This is a genomic window from Phyllobacterium sp., from assembly GCF_037994425.1.
Taxonomy (GTDB): domain Bacteria; phylum Pseudomonadota; class Alphaproteobacteria; order Rhizobiales; family Rhizobiaceae; genus Phyllobacterium.
In genome coordinates this window covers 29,319-51,212 of record NZ_JBBNAM010000154.1, presented here as the reverse complement: position 1 = coordinate 51,212, position 21,894 = coordinate 29,319, and the positions used below count along the sequence as shown (strand labels likewise).

General features: G+C 58.6%; 22 protein-coding genes and 1 other RNA gene. 9 read left to right on the top strand and 14 right to left on the bottom strand.

Annotated features, from left to right (window positions below):
- The first annotated feature begins 176 nt into the window (after positions 1 to 176).
- Genes AAAB35_RS11165 through AAAB35_RS11155 form a run of 3 tightly spaced genes read left to right on the top strand, consistent with a single transcriptional unit; the run spans position 177 to position 3,400 of the window.
- Entirely contained in the window at positions 177 to 641 is a 465-nt protein-coding gene (locus AAAB35_RS11165; RefSeq protein WP_340668347.1) for a MarR family transcriptional regulator, read from the top strand.
- Positions 634 to 1,854, top strand: a complete 1,221-nt coding sequence (locus tag AAAB35_RS11160; RefSeq protein WP_340668346.1) for an HlyD family secretion protein — start codon at positions 634 to 636, stop codon at positions 1,852 to 1,854. Before AAAB35_RS11165 ends, AAAB35_RS11160 begins: the two co-directional genes overlap by 8 nt.
- The gene (locus tag AAAB35_RS11155) at positions 1,847 to 3,400 is read left to right on the top strand and encodes a DHA2 family efflux MFS transporter permease subunit (protein WP_340668345.1); all 1,554 of its coding nucleotides are present in this window, start codon (positions 1,847 to 1,849) and stop codon (positions 3,398 to 3,400) included. The genes AAAB35_RS11160 and AAAB35_RS11155 overlap by 8 nt, the downstream gene beginning before the upstream one ends.
- A gap of 20 nt (positions 3,401 to 3,420) precedes the next feature.
- Here AAAB35_RS11155 and AAAB35_RS11150 read toward each other — a convergent pair whose 3' ends face one another.
- Positions 3,421 to 4,800, bottom strand: coding sequence for an FAD-containing oxidoreductase (locus AAAB35_RS11150; RefSeq protein WP_340668344.1), 1,380 nt, complete (start codon positions 4,798 to 4,800; stop codon positions 3,421 to 3,423).
- Between the two features lie 140 nt (positions 4,801 to 4,940).
- Between AAAB35_RS11150 and AAAB35_RS11145 the strand changes: the two genes are divergently transcribed.
- Positions 4,941 to 5,147, top strand: a complete 207-nt coding sequence (locus AAAB35_RS11145; RefSeq protein ID WP_340668343.1) for a hypothetical protein — start codon at positions 4,941 to 4,943, stop codon at positions 5,145 to 5,147.
- A gap of 8 nt (positions 5,148 to 5,155) precedes the next feature.
- On the opposite strand, the gene AAAB35_RS11140 is transcribed toward AAAB35_RS11145, so the two are convergent.
- Complete coding sequence (locus tag AAAB35_RS11140) at positions 5,156 to 5,347, bottom strand: hypothetical protein (protein WP_340668342.1); 192 nt, start codon at positions 5,345 to 5,347, stop codon at positions 5,156 to 5,158.
- A gap of 260 nt (positions 5,348 to 5,607) precedes the next feature.
- Here AAAB35_RS11140 and AAAB35_RS11135 point away from each other — a divergent pair, with 260 nt between their 5' ends.
- A complete protein-coding gene (locus tag AAAB35_RS11135; protein ID WP_340668341.1) occupies positions 5,608 to 6,534 on the top strand; it encodes a transglutaminase family protein in 927 nt (308 codons plus the stop codon).
- Positions 6,535 to 6,624: 90 nt separating this feature from the next.
- Complete coding sequence (locus AAAB35_RS11130) at positions 6,625 to 6,990, top strand: hypothetical protein (protein WP_340668340.1); 366 nt, start codon at positions 6,625 to 6,627, stop codon at positions 6,988 to 6,990.
- 300 nt (positions 6,991 to 7,290) lie between these two features.
- On the opposite strand, the gene AAAB35_RS11125 is transcribed toward AAAB35_RS11130, so the two are convergent.
- From AAAB35_RS11125 to ffs, 10 genes are all read right to left on the bottom strand, one after another.
- Complete coding sequence (locus tag AAAB35_RS11125; protein WP_340668353.1) at positions 7,291 to 8,403, bottom strand: extracellular solute-binding protein; 1,113 nt, start codon at positions 8,401 to 8,403, stop codon at positions 7,291 to 7,293.
- 20 nt (positions 8,404 to 8,423) lie between these two features.
- Positions 8,424 to 9,581 carry a CaiB/BaiF CoA-transferase family protein gene (locus AAAB35_RS11120; protein ID WP_340668339.1) on the bottom strand — a complete coding sequence of 386 codons (1,158 nt, stop codon included), beginning with the start codon at positions 9,579 to 9,581 and terminating at the stop codon, positions 8,424 to 8,426.
- Positions 9,578 to 10,132, bottom strand: a complete 555-nt coding sequence (locus AAAB35_RS11115; RefSeq protein ID WP_340668338.1) for a MaoC family dehydratase — start codon at positions 10,130 to 10,132, stop codon at positions 9,578 to 9,580. Before AAAB35_RS11115 ends, AAAB35_RS11120 begins: the two co-directional genes overlap by 4 nt.
- Before the next feature lie 117 nt (positions 10,133 to 10,249).
- Complete coding sequence (locus AAAB35_RS11110) at positions 10,250 to 11,248, bottom strand: glutathione S-transferase family protein (protein ID WP_340668337.1); 999 nt, start codon at positions 11,246 to 11,248, stop codon at positions 10,250 to 10,252.
- Between the two features lie 113 nt (positions 11,249 to 11,361).
- Positions 11,362 to 13,035, bottom strand: coding sequence for a dihydroxy-acid dehydratase (gene ilvD, locus AAAB35_RS11105; RefSeq protein WP_340668336.1), 1,674 nt, complete (start codon positions 13,033 to 13,035; stop codon positions 11,362 to 11,364).
- 81 nt (positions 13,036 to 13,116) lie between these two features.
- A complete protein-coding gene (locus AAAB35_RS11100) occupies positions 13,117 to 14,367 on the bottom strand; it encodes a lytic murein transglycosylase (RefSeq protein WP_340668335.1) in 1,251 nt (416 codons plus the stop codon).
- Positions 14,368 to 14,381: 14 nt separating this feature from the next.
- Positions 14,382 to 14,987 carry a recombination mediator RecR gene (gene recR, locus AAAB35_RS11095; RefSeq protein ID WP_340668334.1) on the bottom strand — a complete coding sequence of 202 codons (606 nt, stop codon included), beginning with the start codon at positions 14,985 to 14,987 and terminating at the stop codon, positions 14,382 to 14,384.
- Between the two features lie 406 nt (positions 14,988 to 15,393).
- A complete protein-coding gene (locus AAAB35_RS11090; RefSeq protein WP_340668333.1) occupies positions 15,394 to 15,717 on the bottom strand; it encodes a YbaB/EbfC family nucleoid-associated protein in 324 nt (107 codons plus the stop codon).
- Between the two features lie 17 nt (positions 15,718 to 15,734).
- On the bottom strand, positions 15,735 to 17,570 hold the full coding sequence (locus AAAB35_RS11085; RefSeq protein WP_340668332.1) for a DNA polymerase III subunit gamma/tau: 1,836 nt from the start codon (positions 17,568 to 17,570) through the stop codon (positions 15,735 to 15,737).
- A gap of 89 nt (positions 17,571 to 17,659) precedes the next feature.
- An RNA gene (ffs, locus tag AAAB35_RS11080) (signal recognition particle sRNA small type) lies at positions 17,660 to 17,756 on the bottom strand.
- 69 nt (positions 17,757 to 17,825) lie between these two features.
- Here ffs and AAAB35_RS11075 point away from each other — a divergent pair.
- Positions 17,826 to 18,230 carry an HIT family protein gene (locus AAAB35_RS11075; RefSeq protein ID WP_340668352.1) on the top strand — a complete coding sequence of 135 codons (405 nt, stop codon included), beginning with the start codon at positions 17,826 to 17,828 and terminating at the stop codon, positions 18,228 to 18,230.
- 55 nt (positions 18,231 to 18,285) lie between these two features.
- The gene (nudC, locus tag AAAB35_RS11070; protein ID WP_340668331.1) at positions 18,286 to 19,218 is read left to right on the top strand and encodes an NAD(+) diphosphatase; all 933 of its coding nucleotides are present in this window, start codon (positions 18,286 to 18,288) and stop codon (positions 19,216 to 19,218) included.
- A 1-nt stretch (position 19,219) separates the two neighbouring features.
- Here nudC and AAAB35_RS11065 read toward each other — a convergent pair whose 3' ends face one another.
- Together AAAB35_RS11065 and AAAB35_RS11060 are read right to left on the bottom strand one after the other, a co-directional pair.
- Complete coding sequence (locus tag AAAB35_RS11065) at positions 19,220 to 20,089, bottom strand: prephenate dehydratase (RefSeq protein WP_340668330.1); 870 nt, start codon at positions 20,087 to 20,089, stop codon at positions 19,220 to 19,222.
- Positions 20,086 to 20,826, bottom strand: a complete 741-nt coding sequence (locus tag AAAB35_RS11060) for a 3-deoxy-manno-octulosonate cytidylyltransferase (RefSeq protein ID WP_340668329.1) — start codon at positions 20,824 to 20,826, stop codon at positions 20,086 to 20,088. The genes AAAB35_RS11065 and AAAB35_RS11060 overlap by 4 nt, the downstream gene beginning before the upstream one ends.
- A 259-nt stretch (positions 20,827 to 21,085) precedes the next feature.
- Here AAAB35_RS11060 and AAAB35_RS11055 point away from each other — a divergent pair, with 259 nt between their 5' ends.
- The gene (locus tag AAAB35_RS11055) at positions 21,086 to 21,775 is read left to right on the top strand and encodes a cytochrome c family protein (RefSeq protein WP_340668328.1); all 690 of its coding nucleotides are present in this window, start codon (positions 21,086 to 21,088) and stop codon (positions 21,773 to 21,775) included.
- The last annotated feature ends 119 nt before the right edge of the window (positions 21,776 to 21,894 follow it).

Genomic DNA, 21,894 nt, shown 5'->3' with positions numbered 1-21,894 from the left:
TGGCTGCTAGACCTCCACCAGGACTGACCGTCCGAGCCCCCGGGCCGCTTTCACAACAAATTGAGGGCAAAGCCCAAATTTTTGCAGGCTGAGGCAAGCTGTCATCTTTTTATTGCCTAGCATCGTTGTTATATGCACCAATGTAATAAGCACCCTTATGAATTGCTTTCACACCCATGAACAACACACCGACCCTTGGCTTTCTGCTGCATGACGTCGCTCGCCTGTTGCGCAAGCGCTTCGAACAGCGTGCGAAGCATCTCGGATTGACGCGCTCGCAGTGGCAGACCCTGGCATATCTTGCCAATAATGAGGGTATCCATCAGGCAGGGCTTGCCGAAATCCTGGAAATCGAGCCGATCACGCTTGTTCGCATTCTCGACAAGCTCGAGGAGCGTGGCCTGATCGAGCGCCGCCGGCATCCGACGGATCGGCGCATATGGCTGCTATTCCTGCGCGAGGAAACGCGCCCTCTTCTCGCCGACATGCGCGTGATTGGCGAAGCGACCCGAGGCGAAGCGCTTGCTGGCGTTTCGGCGGCCGATCGCGACCACCTCATCCGCACCCTTACACTTATGAAGACGAATTTGATCGACGCATGCCAGACGCCGGTCGATGACAGAGAGAAAAATCATGGCTGACGGTTCACGTTCCATACGCATCCCCGCCAATTCGGACGCAGCTGCCCCTTCCCAGCGCAGTGATACGGTCCTCGAAAAGCGCGACACGACAATCGAGACGCCTGCACTCCCCGTAACAAAGGAGACGCCGGCTTCGGCGCCGGCGCGCCCGCGCCGCAGCCTGAAGCGCCCACTGCTTTTCGCAGTGCTACCGCTCGCCCTGATCGCAGGCGGCTACTATTACGTCACCGGCGGTCAGGTCATGTCGACGGACAATGCCTATGTACAGGCCGACATGGTCGGTGTCTCGACCGATGTTTCCGGCATGGTGCAGTCGGTCGAGGCTCACGACAACCAGGTGGTCAAACAAGGCGACGTGCTGTTTCGGCTTGATCCAAGCGCCTATGAAATCGCGCTTGCAGGCGCGAAGGCGCAGCTTGGGGTCGTGCGCAATCAGATCCTGAACCTCGAAGCGAGCTACAAGCAATCGCTTGCCGAGATCACGCAGGCCGAAGCGGACATTCCGTTCTACAACAAGACCCTGCAACGTCAGCAGGATTTGACCGCAACCGCGGCGGTGTCGAAAGCCGCCTATGACCAGGCCAAGCACGACCTCGACGCTGCACAGCAGAAAGTCGACGTCGCCAAGGCGGAAGCTGCGGCCACGCTGGCACAGCTCGGCAACGATCCGAGCCAGCCGGTCGAACAGAACCCGTCCTATCTCCAGGCGCAGTCAGCCGTGGACAATGCCCAGCGCAACCTCGATCGTACGGTCGTGCGCGCGCCGTTCGACGGCATCGTCACCAATGTCAGCTCGCTGCAGGTCGGCGCTTATCTGCAGGCTTCACAGGCCGGTTTCAGCCTCGTCTCGACCACGCATGTGTGGGTCGCGGCAAGCCCGAAGGAAACCGAGCTTACCTATGTTCGGGAGGGCCAGCCTGTAACGATCAGCGTTGACACCTATCCGGGCATTGAGTGGAAGGGCACGGTTGCCAGCATCAGTCCTGCCTCCGGCGCCAGTTTCTCGCTGCTCCCGGCGCAGAACACGTCGGGCAACTGGGTCAAGGTTGTCCAGCGCATCCCGATGCTCGTAAGCATCGATGACATGGCCGGCAAGCCGCCCCTACGAGTCGGCATGAGCGTTACGGCCGACGTCGACACCGGCCACGCCCGCGGCATGCCGAAGTTTATCGAAGATCTCTTTGGGGGCTTTGGTAAAAAGAGCCATGTCTAACACCGCTGCGATACCGAGTGCGGCAGCCGCGGTGGCAAACCGCGGAGCGATCACGGCATGCGTCATCCTTGCCGTGGTCATGCAAGCGCTGGATACGACGATCGCCAACGTCGCCCTGCCCTATATCCAGGGCAGTGTCTCGGCGAGCGCCGACCAGATCAATTGGGTTTTGACCTCCTATATCGTCGCCGCCGCCATCATGACGCCGCCGTCAGGGTTTCTTGCGGCGCGTTTCGGTCGCAAGAACGTCCTCTTGACCGCCATCGTCGGTTTCGTCGTTGCGTCGGTCCTGTGCGGCCTTGCCCAAACGCTGCCGCAGATCGTGGTATTTCGCCTGATGCAAGGCCTTTTTGGTGCCGCGCTGGTGCCGCTTTCGCAAGGCATCCTGCTTGATATCTATGATGTCCATGAGCGCGGCAAGGCGATGGCGCTCTTCGGCGTCTCAGTCATGGTCGGCCCCGTGCTTGGTCCTGTCATCGGCGGCTGGCTCACCGACAATATCAGCTGGCGCTGGGTCTTCTATATCAATGTCCCGATCGGGATGCTTGCCTTCTTCGGCATCGGCGCTTTCGTCGCCGAAACCAAGCGCGATATCGGCGCCAAGCTCGACTGGTTCGGCTTCGGCATGCTCAGCCTATCCATAGCGACATTGCAGCTCTTTCTTGACCGCGGCGAACAACTGAACTGGTTCTCGTCGGGCGAGATTCAGATCGAAGCCCTGATCAGCGCAGCCGCCTTCTATCTCTTTCTCGTTCACACGTTCACGGCAGAGAAATCCTTCGTCAATCCGCGACTGTTCCTTGACCGGAACTTTTCCGTCAGCATTTTCTTTATCTTCGTCATCGGCGTAACCTATCTGGCCTCGCTTGCCTTGATGACCCCTTACCTGCAGACGTTGATGGGGTATCCTGTCATTACGGCCGGTATCGTCATGGGCCCGCGCGGCGTTGGCACGATGATATCAATGTTCATCGTTGGTCGCCTCATCGGCAAGGTTGATACGCGCGCGCTCCTGGTCTTCGGCTTTTCCCTCACGGCTTGGGCGATGTACGACATGACCGGCTGGACCCCCGACATTTCTCAGTCGACCATCGTGTCGGTCGGCTTCATCCAGGGTGCAGGGCTCGGCTTCCTTTTCGTGCCGTTGACGACGATTGCCTTCGCGACCCTCCCGGCTCATATGCGTGGCGAGGGTACCGGCCTCTACAATCTGTCGCGCAACATTGGATCGAGTGTCGGCATTGCCATTGTAGCGGCCCTCCTGACGGAGAACGTGCAGATCAACCACGCTTCGATCGCTGCCTATGTCACGCCGTTCAACCATGCGTTCAACGCACCGGCAATCATGCAGCATCTCGACCCGATGAAGGCTGCTGGCCGCGCTGCGCTTGACGGAATGATTACCGAGCAGGCGACCATCATCGCTTATATCGACGATTTCAAGCTGCTGATGATCATGTCAATCATTTCCATTCCGCTTGTCATGCTATTGCGTAAGCCGGCCCCAAACGCGGCTCCGCCTGATCATAGCGCCGTGATGGAGTGATGCTATTCGCGTTACCTGTTCTAAACAGCGGGCTTCAGGTCTCCAAGGAGTGTCGGAATAAGCTCCGACACGGTTGGGTGAATCGGCACTGCCCACTTGAGCTTCGGAATGCCGACGTCTGCATTCATCGTATCGAGGATACCGTGGATCGCCTCATCGCCGCCGGTGCCTAGAATGGCCGCACCAAGGATCTTCTGCGTTTCGGCATCAGCAACAACCTTCATGAAGCCTAACGTTTCGTCCTTTTCCACCGCACGCCCGACGCGCGTCATCGGGCGCTTGGAAACGAGCAGGGGTCTTCCGGTGTTGCGGGCCTGGGTTTCGGTCATGCCCACACGGCCGAGCGGCGGATCGATATAAAGGGCGTAACCGAGGATGCGATCACTGACTTTGTGTTGCTCACCATCGAGGAGATTCCCCGCGACGATCTCGTAGTCATTGTAGGCGGTGTGGGTAAATGCTCCTCGGCCATTGCAATCGCCGAGCGCCCAAATTCCCTCTACATTTGTCGCCAGGTCGTCACCGACCTTGATGTAGCCGCGCTCATCCACGTCGATACCGGCCTTGTCCAGGGCAAGATCGTCAGTATTGGGGCGCCTGCCGATTGCCATCAACACTTGGGACCCAACGATACTAGGAGCGCCGCTGGTGCAATCCACACCGACCTCGACGCCGTCCGCGTGGGCTTTGAACGAAATGCATTCTGCATTCAGCCTGCAGGCAATGCCTTCAGCCTCGAGAATATCCTTGATGGCATCAGAGACATCCTCGTCTTCGCGGCTGATCAGGCGCGGTCCCTTTTCGACCACCGTAACCTTGGCGCCAAACCGGCGGTACATTTGCGCAAACTCGAGGCCGATATAGCTGCCGCCGACAACCACGAGATGCTCGGGCACCTTATCAAGCTGCAGGATCGAGGTGTTGGTCAGATAATCGATGTCGTTGATCCCGGGCATGTCGGGTACGTTGGCGCGGCCACCCACATTGAGGAAGATGCGCGGCGCCGTGAACACCTCGTCCGCGATCTCGATCTCATGCGGTGAGGTGAAGCGGGCGTGTCCCTCTATCACCGTGCAGTTTTCCATGCCGCGCAGCCATTTCTCCAATCCGGTACGCGAATCATAGGTAACCTTGTCAGCCCGTTGCTTCACCCGTTTCATGTCGATACCAACTTCCGCGCCGACCGAAACGCCATAATCGGCGGCCCGCCGGGCAACATGAGCAGCATAGGCGCTGGCGACGAGGGTCTTGGTCGGCATGCAGCCGGTATTGACACAGGTTCCGCCGAAAAATTTGCGCTCGACCATCAAGACTTTCATGCCGGCTCCGGTCAATCGTCCGACGAGAGACGGGCCGGCTTGTCCCGCCCCTATGACGATGGCGTCGAAAGGCTTGCTCATGCCAAAACCTCCGTTTTTTGGGCTTCGTAGCGACGGCTCATACAACCGTGGCGCGAAGCATAGAACGGTGGGCGTTCAGCGTCACCATGGCCGCGATAAATGCGGGAAAGAATCCGGTAATGAATCGAACGCTCGGGTGAATGGCCGGTTCAGGCGACGTTCAGCCGCCGTCACGCATCCTCAAGCAGGTCATTGGGGAATTCGTCATGCTTGTTCAGCGTCTTGGCATCGTGTTTGCCATCTTCCTTGCCTTCGCTTTGGGTTTTGGCAGTTTCGTCAACTATGCAAAATCAAGCCGGTTGGCGCATCCGGACGTGCACGGCAACCTCGTCTACCGCCAGGGGTAGGACAGCGATCACCTTCGTTTCTTGGTGCGAGCTTCGGCAATTTCGAGTTGCTCGAGCAGATCGAGAAATTGCTTGGGTGTCTTCTTGTCGACCCTGGCCGTGCTTGTTGAGCGAACGGCCTGCTGGAATTCCGGGCGCTGGATCTGATCGCGGACGACGCTTGCCGTGGGTTGACGCTGGGCCACACGTTTTGCAGTCATGGTTTTTTCCAATCGACTTTGAAGCGGCGGCTGCCATCAGTTTCGCGTCGCCAAGCCTCGGCATCTATGGTCCTACAAAGAGGGCGAAGGACTTTTGTTTCAAATCCTATGGGTCTATGGTCAACAAATGCTGAATTTAGCTGGCGGGGCCGAAAACCGAGCCGCATCCGCGCATCAGCTTGCCATTGCATTAAAATTTTCGGGTGCGGAACTCTAACGGTGACGCGGCGTTGTCCTCAGAACATTAAAGGATACTGCCCATGTTGATTCGCGTCGGTTATGAGATTGCCATTAGGTGCACGCAGCCCACCCCCATGACCACCTACCTCAATCTCGAATCGGCGCGCATTGCCGATATCAAGTGTGAGAACGGACCGGTCGCCTCCCCAGATCTGCGGCTTGAAAAGTTCATCGATCTGTTTGGCAATACTGCAATACGGCTCCTCGCGCCGGCCGGGAATCTCTCCCTGACGTATGATGCGGTCGTCAAGGATGACGGCATGCCGGATCCGGTCGCGGAAGAGGCTGGGGAGATCACCGTCGACAAGCTTCCGACCGAGTGTCTCGCCTATCTCTCCGCCAGCCGCTACTGCGAAACCGACGAGTTAAGTCCACTTGCCTGGAACCTTTTCGGGCATATCAAACCCGGCTGGACCCGCGTCCAGTCAATCTGCGACTATGTCAACCAGCGCCTTACGTTCAGCTACGGTTTTGCCCGGGCAACGCGCACCGCTGCCCAGGCGCATGAAGAGCGGGTCGGGGTCTGCCGCGATTTCGCGCACCTTGCGGTCGCCTTATGCCGCTGCATGAACATTCCCGCACGCTATGTGAATGGCTATATGGGGGATATTGGCGTTCCGGCCGATCCCGCTCCAATGGATTTCAATGCCTGGTTCGAGGTGTTTCTCGGGGACAGGTGGCATACCTTCGATGCGCGGCATAATCAGCGCCGCATTGGGCGTATTGTCGTGGCTCGCGGCCGCGACGCGGCTGATATTCCCCTGATCCACACGTTCGGACCGCATGAATTGACGAATTTTAAGGTGTGGACCTTTGAGGAACATGACCCTTCCTTCAATCGCCAAAGCTTCGAGAAAGTTTCCTTGCTTACGCCTTGGTTCAGTCCACGATGGTCGCGCTTGTCCCGTGCTATCCGTGAACGAAGCGAAGCAGAGCCCACGCTTTAGTGCCTGCCGGATTATCTAATCAATTCGATTGATAATAGGTTTTGCCACATTTCCGGCATGAAAATCCATTGCTGCTTTGCGGTAAGCCCTTTGAATAGCCTGAAAATCCGTTTCGATTTGCCATGCCACATTCCAGCGACTACGATTCTGGTCGTCTCTGGAGCAATAATAATGAAGAGGAACATCTCCATGGCTTTCGATAACCCCTTAGATCCGATGTACTCGCAAGATGATTGGGACATCATGCAAGCTGCCTACGACAAGGCGGCGGCAACCCTTGTGGTGAAATCAAGTTCGGATGAGGAGGCGAAGGTCATCGCCGAAACCGTGATGACGGCGTTCAATCGTGGCAACCGCGATATCAATTCGCTTGCGGCGTTGGCGGTTGTGATCGCGGTGAATTCGCATCCGACGGTGCGTGGCCCCAAGGACAGCGGAGAACAACGCGTGGCGTGAGCCTCCAAAACCGTCATTAGAGGCCCTGACGCCGATTTACAACTTTGACTTTCAGACCCGTTTCCGGCTATCAGGCTGCAATCAATTTTGCAGCCGAGGCCGAGAATGAAATTCATGACCCTTGCCATTTTGCTGAGCAGTCTTGCCTTGAGCGCTTGCGGCGGCGGCGGTTATGGGTCCTGGTCTCCGCGTCCACCGGACGTTTCCCAATCAAGCCCGGTCGACTGCCAGCGAGGCATCGGCGTCTGCCCCGGCGTATACGGTCGAGCCGGTCAAATGCGCCGGAACATCTAGCACCGCCTAATCTGCAAAGCTTTCCCGGAAAAGTCGGTTCAGATCATCGACGACACCTGTCGGTTCATGACCTTGGACAAGCCCTGCATTGATCCGCTGCGAGGCTTTCTGCTGAAACGCCATATAGCCATCGTGACGGGGTCTGACCCAGGCAGATTCCAGGGTTTTTCGGGTCGCGGTGTAAAAGTCCGTTGTCCTTGCGTTGACCGCTGCATCGTCCCAGCCCGCTGCATGGCCCGGTTGCCCGCCGGCCATGGCATAGGGGCCGCGCTGCACATCGCCGCTGGTAATCCAATAGGCAAAGTCACTCGCCGCGTCGCGATGAGGTGAAAAGGCGGACACGGCAATACCCGTGCCGCCGAGCGCCGACCCGATGGGACCGTTGCCGCCCGCGTCGGGAATATCGGCAAAGGCGACCAAAGCCGGCCTGAAACCCTCGATAGAATAATTGACATAGCCGTAAATCAGTGGGGAACAGGCGATATCCGCCTTTCCTTGCGACATCCTGTCCAGCACTGCGATCGGATCCATGTCGAAACAGGCCGGATCGATGAGCGCCACAATGTCCCGCATCATGTCGAATGTTCGAACGCCGACATCCGGTGAGACGAGATCGCCAAAAGCAGTGGCACAGGGCGAACCCCGATTTGCGCAAAGCGTATAGAACGTCATCAGCGAATGGGGCGGGCGCAGCGGGAGTAGCACCCTGCCCTCCCGGGCAAGTGACATGATCTCGTCCCATGTCCTGGGGGCGCGATCAAGAATGTCTGGCCGCCATGCGGAAACTTGACTTGCTGTATCCACGGGGAAAGCCCATTGCCGGCCCTCCCAGCAATAGCTTTGATAGGATTGGCCGACGCTGCCCGTGATTAATGCCTCTCGCTCGGCCCCCCGCCCCGGAATATCAAGCGGATGGAGGCAACCCTCCGCCGTGATCTGCCCGACATGCGGGTGATCGATGACGATCAGATCATAGGCCCGTGCAAGCTCATCGATCGGATAGGATTCGAAGTCCTGCAGCGAGCGCTTCTCCCACTCGATGGTCGTCCCGGTCTTTTCCTTCCAAAGCTTGGAGCAAGCGACCATCGGGTCATACCCGCGCGGATGGCTCCAGGTCATCCCCTTCAATCGAGGCCCGCTCACAGGCCGAACTCCTTGCGGATACTTTCGCTATGTTCGCCGATGCGCGGGGCAGCGCGATCGAACTTCGCGCGTTTGCCGTTGACGCGGATAGGCGACCTGGTCGTTAGGATCGAGACTTGATCTTCGCGCTCGACCGTCTGCAGCATATCGAGGACCCTGAAACCTTCGCTTTGCAGAAGCTCCTCCCAGTTCAGTACCTTGGCGCACCAGATATCGGCGGGTTCGAGGATTGTGAGCCAATGATCGGTTGGTTGTGTCGCAAGCCTACTGGCGATAATGCGCTTGATCTCGTCGCGCGCCGTAAACCAGGTGGCGGGCTTGTCGCGATAGGGACCGAGCGCATCGAGCCCGAGAAGGTCAGCCAGCTTCGGCAACGGGGTCATGGCGAGCGCCAGATAACTGTCGCTCGTCTGGTAAACTCCATAGGGCGCCGAAAGATAAGCGTGGGCGCTGCGGAAGTCTGAGCGCTTCGGCAAGCGGCGGCCATCATTGAGATGCGTCGTCAGCACCTCGAACTGGAAATCAATCAAAGATTCCATCAGGCTGGTTTCGATGTGCGCGCCTTCGCCGCTGATGCCACGCCGCACCAAAGCCGCCAGAATACCCTGCACGGTCGCGGCGCCCGCCAGCATATCGCCGACGGCAAGGCCAAAAGGTACGGGCCCCTGACTTTCATCGCCGTTAAGCCACATCAGGCCGGAACGCGACTGCGCCAGCAGATCCTGGCCAGGACGTGACACCCACGGGCCTTCTTCGCCGTAGCCGCTTATGCCGGCATAGACCAAACGGGGATTGATCGCCTTTACCGCCTCATAGTCGAGGCCGAGCCGCTGGATAACGCCCGGTCTGAAATTCTGGATCAAGACATCGGCTTTGGCGAGGAGCGCCTTCAATGTCTTCAGATCGGCCTCGTTCTTGAGATCGATCGCGAGACTTTCCTTGGCACGGTTGATCGCATGAAAGATGGTCGAATCCCCACCTATCTCGGTGTCGCTCAGATAGAGACGGCGGGAGAGATCGCCGCCGTCGGGGCGTTCGACCTTGATGACGCGCGCACCAAGATCCATCAGGCGCAGCGAGGCATAGGGTCCCGACAGGAACTGGCTCATATCGACGACAAGCAGGCCCGTTAGCGGCAATTCATTCGCAGTCATTCTTTCTCGGTCTTTCCAATGAAATCAGCAGAGTTTCGATACTTCACCGTCTGCAGGTGTTCGCAGTAGAGAACGAGCTCGCCCTCATTCTTGAATACTTCGTAGCTGGCACGGATGAGCCCCAACTCCTTGTAACGCGGCCGCTTGTCGAGGTTCGTGCGGACCGTATAGATCGTATCGTTGAGGAAGACGGGCTTGATGAAGCGCAGCTTGTCGTAGCCGTAGGAAAAAGCATTGACGCAATTGGTCGCCACCAGCCCAAGTCCAGCGGAAAAGACGAATGCGCCGGCAACGAGACGCTTGCCGAAAATGCCCTCGCTCTCGGCGAACATCTGATCCTGGACGTAAGGATGTATGTCGGTGACAAGGACGTTGAAGAGATGGCTGTCGCTCTCGGAAATCGTCCGCCGCAGCGATCGTATCTTCTGACCAACCGGCCAGTCTTCATAGAACCAGTTCTCGGCATTCCACACAGGCAAGGTGGCGTGGGCTTCCGGCATGTTTTTTGGGTGTGTGGAGGACACGCCCACAGTCGGCGGAAAGTCGCTCATTTCCGCACGCCTTCAACGTGCAAATTGCCTGCGTAAGATCCCATTGACTGCCTCCCATATCTTCTCTTGTGAATAATATTTTCACATATGAGCAGAAATGGCAAGCTCTGTGGTGGACTAGCTCTTGAAAATGCCCTTGGCAAGGAGGCGTTCCCGGTCGTGGGGCGCATCGAAGTTTTGATCAGGTCCAAGGGGGACGATGAGGGTCGGGTTGATGTGGGCGATCGAATAGTAACCGGCCTTGATGTGGTCAATCTTCACGGTCGCGCGCACGTCCTGCCATTGGTAAAGCTCGCGCAAATAATTCGACAGGTTATGATAATCGGCCATGCGGCGGATGTTGCACTTGAATACGCCATGGTAGGCCGCATCAAAGCGCACCAGCGTTACAAACAGACGCCAGTCCGCCTCCGTGATATACGGTCCGGCCAGATAGCGGTGGTCGGCGAGATGGGCTTCAATCCGGTTGAAGGCCCTGAACACACCTGAAGCAGCTTCGTCATAAGCTGCCTGTGATTTGGCAAAGCCAGCGCGATACACTCCGTTATTGACGTTGTTGTAAATGAGCTCGTTCCACCCGTCGATTTCCGGACGCAGATGTTCTGGATAAAAATCCTGATGATCCCCGGTGATGTGATTGAACGCCGTATTGAGGATGCGGATGATATCGGCCGACTCATTGTTGACAATGCGGCCCTCCCTGCGGTCCCAAAGGACGGGCACCGAAACCTTGCCTGTATAGTTCGGCTGGCTCGCCGTATAGAGCTGGTGCAGATAACGTATGGGCGGCGCCTCTGGCCCCGCGTCCTGGGGTTCGGCAAACGTCCAGCCATTCTCGCCGATCGCAGGTTCGGCGATGGAAATGCGGATGATGTCGCGCAGCCCCTTCAGGGTGCGGAAAATCAGCGTGCGCGACGCCCAAGGGCAGAGATAGGAAACGAAAAGCTGATAGCGGCCCGGCTCGGCCGGAAACGACGGTTGGCGAGAGGGACCCGGCGCGCCGTCCGGTGTGATCCAGTTGTGGAAATGTGTCGCTTCGCGATGGAATGCACCGCCCTTCATTTCGCTGGCGGCGACATCGCCCTTTACCCATTCTCCATTCACCAATGCCGGCATCTGACTACATCCTGACTTTCTGTTTCGAAATCAGGATCGCATGTCGTGGGCCCGTTTCCTACCGGAGAGCCTTTGACAGACTGTATTTCCGTAAACGACAATGACGACAGGCGCTAATCCGTTACCGCGCCTTCGCTTGCCGATTTTGCCAATTGTGCAAATTTCGCCAGGACGCCGCGGGTGTAACGCGGTGGCGGCTGCTTCCAGTTGCGGCGGCGCCGTTCAAGCTCGGCATCGCTCACCTCGAGCTGAAGCAGCTGCTTGTGCGCGTCGATGGTAATCGCGTCGCCCTCTTCGACAAGGGCGATCGTTCCACCCTCGAACGCCTCGGGCGTCACGTGTCCGACGACCATGCCCCAGGTCCCGCCGGAAAACCGTCCGTCCGTGATGAAGCCGACACTCTCCCCGAGCCCACGGCCGATGATTGCGGAGGTCGGCGCCAGCATTTCCGGCATGCCGGGACCGCCACGCGGCCCAAGATAACGCAAAACGAGAACGTCGCCGGGCTTTATCTTGTCCGAGAGGATGGCATCCATTGCCGATTGCTCGTCGTCAAAGACCCGCGCCGGCCCCTTGATGACTGGGTTCTTCAGCCCGGTGATCTTGGCAACTGATCCGCCTGTGGCCAGGTTTCCCTTGAGGATGGCAAGGTGACCCTCGCTGTAGAGCGCCCTGTCGATCGGCCGGATAATGTTCTGGTCGGCGGGAGGCACGTCTGGAACGTTGGCGAGTTCCTCGGCCAATGTGCGTCCTGTGATTGTGAGGCAGTCGCCGTGCAAGAGGCCGGCATTCAGCAAGATCTTCAAGACTTGCGGAATTCCGCCGGCCTTGTGCAGATCGACTGCCATATATTGTCCAGAAGGTCGAAGATTACATATTACCGGAACCTTGCGGCGCACCCGCTCGAAATCGTCGAGCGTCCATTCGACTTCCGCGGCATGGGCAATAGCGAGGAAATGGAGGACGCCATTCGTGGAGCCGCCCGTCGCCATGATCAATGCGACCGCATTCTCGATGGATTTGCGGGTAATGATATCGCGAGGACGGATGTTCCTGCGTACCGCCTCGACCAGAACGCGTGCCGATTCTGCCGTACTGTCGACCTTTTCCGCGTCTGGATTGGCCATGGTGGAAGAGGACATCAGCGACATGCCGAGCGCTTCGAAAGCTGAACTCATCGTGTTCGCCGTATACATGCCGCCGCAAGAACCTGTCGACGGGCAAGCATACCGCTCGATCCCTTCGAAGTCCTCCTCGCTCATCTTGCCGGCCATGAACGAGCCCACCGCCTCGAAGGCGGAGACGATGGAGAGGTCCTTGCCCTTCCATTTGCCGGGCTTGATCGTGCCGCCATAGACATAAATCGCCGGCACGTTCGTACGTGCCATGGCGATCATGCCCCCCGGCATATTCTTGTCGCAGCCGCCGATGACCAGCACGCCATCCATCCACTGGCCGTTGACGCAGGTCTCTATGCAGTCGGCAATGACCTCGCGCGAGATGAGCGAATATTTCATGCCCTCGGTGCCCATCGCCATGCCGTCGGAAATTGTCGGCGTGCCGAAAACCTGCGGATTGCCACCTGCCTCCTTGACCGCCACAATTGCCGCATCGGCGAGCGGCTGCAGGCCGGCGTTGCATGGCGTAATCGTCGAATGGCCATTGGCAATACCGATCATCGGCTTGGCGAAATCCGCCTTCTCATAGCCAAGTGCATAATACATGGCGCGATTGGGCGATCGTGCGATGCCTTCGGTGATGTGCTTCGAACGCTCATTGGATGGCATGACCGGACCTCCTGTTCATGCCAGCAATTTGACGCCGCTTGGGTATGGCTGTCAAACGCGAGATCAAGCGACCGGCGATGATCAGCGGATCGCCGCCACCAGCGCCTTATCCGGAAAACATGTGGGCGACATGCCCTGCTTCGACTGCCAGTCGCCGATCGAGCGGCGTGTCTTGAAGCCAGGGAAGCCATCGGCACCGCCGGCGTCATATCCCTTTTTCTCAAGTGCCCGCTGCAGCCCGGCAATATCGGAACGGTAGAGCCCGCCGACATCGCCCCAACCGGCGGTGAAGTTTGTCGCCCCGCGCGCAATGCGATCGCTGACGTGGCCGATGAACAGCGCATAGAGATCGCTCATATTGTATTCCTTGAGGACGTAGAAGTTTTTGGTCACGATGAAGGCTGGACCATGCCGACCTGCCGGCATCAGGAGAAAGCTTTCACGCTTGGCCTCGTCGGCGGGAAACCGCTTGCCGTTGACGCGCGCAATCCCGAGCTTTTCCCATGCAGAGAATGGCTTGCCCTGGTCCGGACCTTCCAGCGAGCAACTTACACTCTCGGGTACGTTCACCTCATAGCCCCAGTCCCTGCCGCGCTGCCAGCCGTACTGCGCGAGGTAGTGAGCGATTGAACCGAGCGTGTCGGGGACAGAATTCCAGATATCGCGCTTGCCGTCGCCGTCGAAATCGACCGCATGTTCGAGATAGGATGTCGGCATGAACTGCGGTTGGCCGAGGGCACCGGCCCATGAACTCTTCATGCTTGACGCGCCGATGTAGCCCTTCTCCACGATCTCGAGCGCCGCGATGAGTTCCTTGCGGAACATGTCTTTGCGTGTCGCCAGGAAAGCCTTGGTCCCGAGCACGGCGAAGGCATTATAGGGTATCTTGACGCTGCCAAAGCCGCTTTCGCGTCCCCATATGGCAAGTACGACTTCGCCCGGCACACCATAGGTTTGCTCGACCGCCTTCAATGTCCTTACATACTGGCCGGCGCGAGCACTGCCGCCCGAAGTGACATTGTTTACGGTCTTGTCGTTGAAGTACTTGCCGGGTGAGCCGAACTCGCTCTGCGCCTGCTTTTGTGGCGTTTTTGCCTTCTCGCCGGGCATTACCAGATCGGGCAGGTCGAAATTGAGCGTGACGTCCTTGAATGCCTGATCGAAAGTCGCCCGGGATATTCCCTTCGCCTTGGCTTCCGGCCAAAGGTCATCCGTGAGCCATTGTTGGAACTGCGCTTCGATCTCGGGCTTGGAAGCCGCGAAGCTTGCGGTCGCATGCAGCGCAAGGATCAGGCCGATCAGCGCCCCGAGGGCAGTTCTCCATGGGCGCATGATCAACTCATCTCCTATAGCGAAGTTCGAGCCCGCAATGCCGCAGCCAGTGTTCCTTCATCAAGGTAATCCAGCTCACCGCCGACGGGTACCCCATGTGCGAGACGGGTGATGCGGACATCAAAACCAGCAAGCTGGTCGGTGATGTAATGAGCCGTGGTCTGACCCTCGACAGTCGCATTCACCGCGAGGATGACTTCCTTGATTTCGCCTTCCGCAACGCGCCCGACGAGAGTCGCGATATTGAGGTCATCGGGTCCGATTCCATCCAGCGGCGAAAGACGCCCGCCGAGCACGTGGTAGCGCACGTTCATCGAACCCGCCCGTTCCAGCGCCCAGAGATCGGAGACGTCCTCGACCACGATCAGGGTCGCGCGCTCGCGGCGCGGATCGGTACAGATCATACAGGGCTCGGCGGTATCGACATTGCCGCAGGTCGAACAGACGCGTACCTTGTCGGCGGCATCCTGCATGGCCGAGCCCAGCGGGATCAGCAGGGCTTCCTTCTTCTTGATGAGATGAAGGGCTGCCCTTCGCGCCGAGCGTGGACCAAGCCCTGGCACCTTGGCGAGGAGCTGTATCAGGCGTTCAATTTCAGGGCCGGCGATTCGTTTCGACATAGCGTCGGTTTAGAGCAATTTGCCCTTTTATGGAATTGGCGAGCGCACAACCTCGGCGTTCCGACTGCCAAGACAGCGCAACCCTGGATTCGTTATCACTTGAAGCCTGCGCCGCGATGATGCGCGGGTTCGAAGGCGAAAGCAGCAGCACCGCACCAGCCGGCGCATCGGGAGAATGGGCTACCCGACCGCGGCAACAGCCTTGCCTGCGAATTTGGAGTGAACGATGCGGAGACTTCCGTGGAGTATCGGTCTCACTGTGAAACGAACCCGGACGAGCTGGTCATGGACCGCCCGGGTTCAATTCGCAAAGTAAGAAGACGGGGACGGGCGAAAGCTCGTTCCCATCCCATTTTTTTAAAATAGCCAATTCGAAGCCGTTTTCCAATAACCTTCCGGTTGTGGTTTAAAACGGAAGCTTGAAGCCCGGAGGTATAGGCAAACCGGCCGTCAGAGCCTGGGTCTTTTCGGCCATGATCGCCTCGACCTTCCCCTTTGCCTCATTGTGGGCAGCGATGATGAGATCTTCGATGACTTCGATATCGTCTTCCTTGAAAAGCGAAGGATCGATGCTGAGGGCCGTCATCGCGCCCTTGCCGGAAAGCTTGACGGTGACGAGACCGCCGCCTGCATGACCTTCGGCCTCGAGCGCCGCGATCTCCTCCTGCATCGCCGCCATCTTGGCTTGCATTTCCTTGGCCTGTTTCATCATGCCCATAATGTCACGCATGGAAAAACTCCTGTTCGTCAATCGTCTTCTTCGACGGGTGCAAGCGTATCATCGCCCGCGGCAACCGCATCGTCTACCTGTCCGGCCGGCGCCGTAATTCGCACGTTGATGATCTTGGCGCCAGGAAACTTTGCCAGGATCGCCGCGACATCCGGATCGGACCGCGCATCGCTGAGCAGCGTATCCCGCTTGGCTGTTTCTGTCTCGTTGACGGTAGCGCCTCCCTCTTCCCGCGACAACGAGACCATCCAGCGAATGCCTGTCCAGTCGCTGAGCTTCTGCGAAAGATCGGTCAGCAATGTCTTGGGTGCGTTTTCCGTCAGGTTGATCTCGAGCCGCCCCGGCTTGATGCCGACGAGGCGCACGCAGTTCTTGACCATGATCTTGAACTGCATGTCGCGGTGCTTGTCGGCAAGGGCAACGATATCTTCGACGCTGTTTACGGGAACGACCGGAGCTTGCGGTTGCTCCACAACCGCCGGAGCAATGCTTGGTTCCGTCTTGGCGGCAGGTTCAACGAGCCGCATGGTCGCGCCACCATTGGACGGTACCGCACCGCGCTGCGATGAAACGGCGTCGATCTGGGCTGCGCGCGTGGCCGTGGCACCACCATTTCCTGGGCGAGGACCGTCGCCACGTGCGGGCGTGGTAGACACGCCTCCCTCTTCAAGTGATTTCAGCGCTTCATCGAGCGTCGGCAAATCGGCGGCATGGGCAATACGAATAAGCAGCATCTCTGCCGCCTGAACTGGACGACTGGACTCCTCGACCTCAGCAATACCTTTCAGCAGCATCTGCCACGTACGCGAAAGAACGCGGATAGAGAGCTTTTCAGCATAATCCCTGCCGCGTGTCCGCTCGTCTTCCGACAGCGAAATATCGTCGGCGACATCAGGCGTGAAACGGATGCGTGTCACCAGGTGATTGAAATCCGCGAGATCTGTCAGGACAACCGCAGGATCGGCCCCAACATCATACTGGGCGCGGAACTCCCGTAGTGCCGATGCAACATCCCCGCGCATCAGCATCTCGAAAAGATCGATGATGCACGCCCGGTCAGCGAGACCGAGCATGGAACGTACCGCCTCCGCCTCGACGCTACCCGCGCCATGGGCGATTGCCTGATCGAAGATCGAGAGCGAATCGCGGACCGACCCTTCGCCGGCGCGCGCGATCATGCTGAGCGACACATCATCGACGGCAATCGATTCGAGACCGGCGATCCTGCGCAGATGGCGGACGAGGACCCCGGTGTCGATGCGGCGCAGGTCAAACCGTTGGCAACGGGAAAGGACGGTAATCGGTACTTTGCGGATTTCAGTCGTCGCGAAGATGAATTTGACATGCGGCGGCGGCTCTTCAAGCGTCTTCAACAGGCCATTGAAGGCCTGGTTCGACAACATGTGTACTTCGTCGATGATGTAAACCTTGTAGCGAGCCGATACTGGGCGGTACCGCACCTGCTCGATGATCTCGCGAATGTCATCGATACCCGTATGGGACGCAGCGTCCATCTCGATCACGTCGACGTGGCGGCCTTCCATGATCGCCTGGCAATGCTCGCCGGGAATGCTCAGGTCGATTGTCGGCTTGTCGATTTCGGCGATCTTGTAATTCAGCGCGCGGGCAAGAATGCGAGCCGTCGTGGTCTTGCCGACACCACGCACGCCCGTAAGCATCCAGGCCTGTGCAATGCGCCCCGTTTCGAACGCATTGGTCAGCGTGCGGACCATCGGCTCCTGGCCGATCAGATCGTTGAAATTCTGTGGGCGGTATTTGCGGGCGAGCACGCGGTAGGCGCTGTCTGGCGTTCTTGTATCCATCGCGTCCCGTTTGGCTCCTGAACTAGGCACCTGACCTGCCCGCAACCGAAGTCTAACCGCATGGGCCGCAGCGTCAATGCGCGAACAGGCTTTGACACAGACAAGGCGACAGGAAAAAGGTGGGAGGCTGGCACGGCGACCCGTGCCTAGCTCGTTGGGGCTGCTTCCTTCCGGACCTGACCCGGTTGGCGAGTGGCTCGTCCACCACCAACCTCCCGGGGTTCATATCGTCAATCCGCGCGCAAAAAGCAAGCGGAACCGCGAAAAAACTGTTATCTCTTATCGATCATGACCTTTGTACTCGATAACAAACTTGCAGCAGACACTTATTCAATTGCAAGGCTGGGCCTCTGTGATCTGCGCCTGATGAATGACCGACGCTGGCCGTGGCTCATTCTCGTGCCGCAGCGGCCCGGCATATGCGAGATTCACGAATTGACGCCACTTGACCAGACGATGCTGACTTTTGAGGCGGGCATCGCCGCCCAAGCTCTGAAAGCCATCGTCGATTGCGAGAAGATCAATACCGGGGCGCTCGGCAACATCGTGCGCCAGCTGCATGTCCACGTTATCGCGCGCAACACCGGCGACCCGGCATGGCCCGGCCCTGTCTGGGGCCACGGTACACGCGAGCCCTATGGCGAAAAAGATGCCAGGGCCTTTGCCAGCGCCATACTCAAGGCTATTTAATCCACCAACCTTGTCATCACCCTGTCCCGCCGGACCCAAATCTGGAGTTCCACCTATGCCGTTTCGTCTTTTCGATGTCCCTGAGACGGAACCCAGCCATTTTGTCGGCTTTGCCGGCAACCGGATCAATCGCCACGCGGAAAAACGCAGCGATGATGCCGTGGCCGTCGCACTCGCCAACGCCAATGCGCGCATCCTCCTGATCGGACAGGGCCAAGTGCTGGTGGTTGAGGGAAATGCCTTGTTCAAGCTGGAGGAGGCGGCAAAATATTTGCCCACCGCAGCCTCCACCATTTACCTCGGGATGCAGGATGACGTACCCGTACTCGCCGCGCCAAGCGGCGTCGATTTCGCGGAACTGCCCGAGGCGATTCGGGCAATCGACTACCGTTCGGTTTATACGCAGGGCATCATCCCGCCGGACCAGCTCGGCGCGATGGCGCAGGCAATTTCGCTCCTTACCTGGAACGAGACTCACAAGTTCTGCGGGCGCTGCGGCACCGAAACACTGATGCGCGACGGCGGCTACCGGCGTACTTGCCCGAATTGCGAGGCTCAACACTTTCCCCGGACTGATCCCGTCGCGATCATGATGGTGGTGCGCCGGGACAAATGCCTCTTGGCACGCGGGCCGCATTTCGGTCCGGGCATGTATTCCTGCCTTGCCGGCTTTATTGAGCCTGGCGAAACCATCGAGAATGCGGTGCGGCGCGAAACCTTCGAAGAGACGAACCTAAAGATCGGCCGCGTGCTCTATCACGCGAGCCAACCCTGGCCGTTTCCCTATTCGCTGATGATTGGCTGCCATGCCGAGGCACTTTCAGATGACTTCACCCTCGATCGTGCCGAGCTTGAGGATGGGCGCTGGTTCTCGCGCGAGGAAGTCTTAACCATGCTTGACCGCACCCACCCAGGTGGGCTGATGACGCCCCCACCTGGCGCCATTGCTGCGCACCTCATCCGCAGTTGGGTGGAGGCCGGAATATAATCTATTCTTCCTCAGCCTGCGCGCTGCGAAAGGTCGTATCGGCGGGATATACACCGAGAATCCGTACTTCCTTCGAGAAGAATTCAAGCTCGTCGAGCGCGTGCGCAACGTTCTTGTCGTCCGGATGGCCTTCGATATCGGCGTAGAACTGGGTAGCGGTGAATTTTCCGTCGATCTGGTAGCTTTCCAGCTTCGTCATGTTGACGCCGTTGGTGGCAAATCCGCCCATCGCCTTATAGAGCGCAGCAGGCACGTTGCGCACGCGGAAGACGAACGTCGTCATCATCAGCTCATCGGATGTGCGCGGCGCCCACTTCTTGGTCTTGTTGAGGACCACAAAGCGCGTGACGTTGTTCTCAGTATCTTCGACATCTTCTTCCAGAATGTCGAGGCCATAGAGCGTCGCCGCCAAGCGCGGCGCGAGCGCCGCCATCGACTTGTCCTTTACGTCGGCTACAAGCCGTGCAGCACCCGCCGTGTCACCCGCAATCACCGGCTTCCAGCCATTCTTGCGGATGTATTTCCGGCATTGGCCCAGCGCATGAATATGGCTATGGACCGAGGTGATATCGCTGCGCTTGGCTCCCGGCAGCGCCATCAATTGAAAATGGATGGGCAGAAAATATTCGCCGACAATATGCAGGCGCGATTCCGGCAAGAGATGGTGGATGTCGGCTACACGCCCGGCGATCGTGTTCTCGATCGGGATCATGGCGAGATCGGCAGCGCCGCTCTCGACGGCGTTGAACGCATCTTCAAAGGTCGGACACGGCATCGGTTCCATCTCGGGAAACATATTACGGCATGCCGTATCGGAGTTTGCGCCGGGTTCGCCCTGGAACGAGATGCGGTTGGTTGTTGCCATCGTCATTTGCCTTTTGAGGAGTTAAGAATTTCGCGCGCCCGTTCGAGGTCTTCCGGCGTATCTACCCCGAGTGGAACGGAATCGACGATCTCGACATCGATGCGCATGCCGGCTTCGAGCGCGCGCAGCTGTTCGAGCCGTTCGCGTCGCTCAAGCGGCGATGGGCCAAGGCTGACGAAACGCTCAAGTGCAGCGCGGCGATAGGCATAAAGCCCGATATGGTGGTAAAGCGGCCCCTCACCCCAAGGCGCTGTAGCGCGTGTGAAATACAGCGCGCGCATCTGGTTGGGGCCAAGTGGCGATCCGATGATCTTCACCACGTTCGGGTTGGTTTTTTCGTCCTCGCGGTGGATTTCAACGCCGAGCGTTGCGATATCGGCGGGGCCAGCCTGCAGGGGCAGCAACGAGCGCCTGATGATATTGGCTTCAATGGTCGGAAGATCACCCTGGACGTTGACGATTGCATCCACACTTCCATCGGGATCGAGCGCAAGAAGTGCTTCATGAATGCGGTCCGAACCCGATTCGTGGTCGGCACGGGTCATCACCGCCTCGATACCGTGCGATTCCACGGCCGACTTGACGTCGGGACTATCTGTCGCAACCACGGTTCGTCCGAGGCCGGCCGCCATCGCCCGCTCGGCGACGTGAACGATCATCGGCTTTCCCGCTATATCGGCCAACGGCTTGTTGGGCAGCCGGGTCGAGGCCATTCGGGCAGGTATCAGGGTCAATATTTTCATCGTTCACAACAGTCTAAGGTGTCAAAAAGTCTCAGGCAGAACCGCCCTTATATGTGTTGCAAGTCTCCAGCAAAAGACCTAGTTTCCGCGCGATCACGAGGGGACTCTTGTCAAGAAATGCAGCGACCTGCATTGACCAGATATTGGGAACCTCTGCAAGTGTGCTGAACATCGAGCCCTGCAATTGCTCCGGCAAGCGCGAGATTGGACTTCATGTTGAGCGCACTTGAACAGTACACAAGTGGAGCAATGATCGACGATGGAATCGACCCCGTTCAACAAATATGCCATGGCGTTTCTGGCGACCGTATTCGTTGTCATGACGGCGGGTATCCTGTCTGATTCTATATTTGACACCCATGCCCCCGAAAAGCCCGGCTTCATCATCCAGGCCGCTGAGGCCGGCGGCGAAGCCGAAGCCGGTGGCGCTGCTCCGGCGGCTGAAGCCGTGCCGATCGCGACGCTCCTTGCGTCTGCCGACGCGACCCGCGGCGAAGCTGTTTTCAAGCGCTGCGCTGCCTGCCATACCGGCGAGAAGGGCGGCCCGAACAAGGTCGGTCCGAACCTCTGGGACATCGTCGACCGTCCGATCGCAACGCATGAAGGCTTCAGCTATTCCTCCGCCATCAAGGACTTCTCCAAGGGCGGCCAGGAAAAGTGGACTTTCGACCACCTCAATCACTTCCTGACTTCTCCGAAGGGTTACATCAAGGGCACGGCCATGGGCTTTGCCGGCGACAAGAAGGACAATGAGCGTGCGGACCTTATCGCCTATTTGCGCACGCTTTCCGACAGTCCGAAGCCGCTTCCAACCGCTGATGCCGCTCCCGCTGGCGGCGATGCCGCCAAGCCGGCCGATGGTGCCGCTCCCGCTGCTCCTGCTGGCGAGAAGCCTGCAGAAGGTGCAGCTCCGGCCGCACCCGCAGGTCAGGAAGCGCCAAAGAACTAATCTACGGCGATTTGCACGTCGAAAAGCCGGGCCGATGCCCGGCTTTTTGTATCAACACCCCGTGTTTTTTGCGTGAAGGCCTGTTCTCCGCCGCATTTTCTCTTAGAGTTGAGATTGAA

Excerpts from the sequence above, each read along its gene's own strand:
- AAAB35_RS11155 (WP_340668345.1), top strand. The coding sequence starts at position 1,847 with ATGTCTAACACCGCTGCGATACCGAGTGCGGCAGCCGCGGTGGCAAAC.
- recR (WP_340668334.1), bottom strand. The coding sequence starts at position 14,987 with ATGTCGAAACGAATCGCCGGCCCTGAAATTGAACGCCTGATACAGCTC.
- AAAB35_RS11120 (WP_340668339.1), bottom strand. The coding sequence starts at position 9,581 with ATGACTGCGAATGAATTGCCGCTAACGGGCCTGCTTGTCGTCGATATG.
- AAAB35_RS11090 (WP_340668333.1), bottom strand. The coding sequence starts at position 15,717 with ATGCGTGACATTATGGGCATGATGAAACAGGCCAAGGAAATGCAAGCC.
- AAAB35_RS11165 (WP_340668347.1), top strand. The coding sequence starts at position 177 with ATGAACAACACACCGACCCTTGGCTTTCTGCTGCATGACGTCGCTCGC.
- AAAB35_RS11125 (WP_340668353.1), bottom strand. The coding sequence starts at position 8,403 with ATGACCTGGAGCCATCCGCGCGGGTATGACCCGATGGTCGCTTGCTCC.
- AAAB35_RS11145 (WP_340668343.1), top strand. The coding sequence starts at position 4,941 with ATGGCCGGTTCAGGCGACGTTCAGCCGCCGTCACGCATCCTCAAGCAG.
- AAAB35_RS11160 (WP_340668346.1), top strand. The coding sequence starts at position 634 with ATGGCTGACGGTTCACGTTCCATACGCATCCCCGCCAATTCGGACGCA.
- AAAB35_RS11060 (WP_340668329.1), bottom strand. The coding sequence starts at position 20,826 with ATGAAAATATTGACCCTGATACCTGCCCGAATGGCCTCGACCCGGCTG.
- AAAB35_RS11140 (WP_340668342.1), bottom strand. The coding sequence starts at position 5,347 with ATGACTGCAAAACGTGTGGCCCAGCGTCAACCCACGGCAAGCGTCGTC.
- nudC (WP_340668331.1), top strand. The coding sequence starts at position 18,286 with ATGCCGTTTCGTCTTTTCGATGTCCCTGAGACGGAACCCAGCCATTTT.
- AAAB35_RS11150 (WP_340668344.1), bottom strand. The coding sequence starts at position 4,800 with ATGAGCAAGCCTTTCGACGCCATCGTCATAGGGGCGGGACAAGCCGGC.
- AAAB35_RS11115 (WP_340668338.1), bottom strand. The coding sequence starts at position 10,132 with ATGAGCGACTTTCCGCCGACTGTGGGCGTGTCCTCCACACACCCAAAA.
- AAAB35_RS11055 (WP_340668328.1), top strand. The coding sequence starts at position 21,086 with ATGGAATCGACCCCGTTCAACAAATATGCCATGGCGTTTCTGGCGACC.
- AAAB35_RS11100 (WP_340668335.1), bottom strand. The coding sequence starts at position 14,367 with ATGCGCCCATGGAGAACTGCCCTCGGGGCGCTGATCGGCCTGATCCTT.
- AAAB35_RS11110 (WP_340668337.1), bottom strand. The coding sequence starts at position 11,248 with ATGCCGGCATTGGTGAATGGAGAATGGGTAAAGGGCGATGTCGCCGCC.
- AAAB35_RS11135 (WP_340668341.1), top strand. The coding sequence starts at position 5,608 with ATGTTGATTCGCGTCGGTTATGAGATTGCCATTAGGTGCACGCAGCCC.
- AAAB35_RS11065 (WP_340668330.1), bottom strand. The coding sequence starts at position 20,089 with ATGACGATGGCAACAACCAACCGCATCTCGTTCCAGGGCGAACCCGGC.
- ilvD (WP_340668336.1), bottom strand. The coding sequence starts at position 13,035 with ATGCCATCCAATGAGCGTTCGAAGCACATCACCGAAGGCATCGCACGA.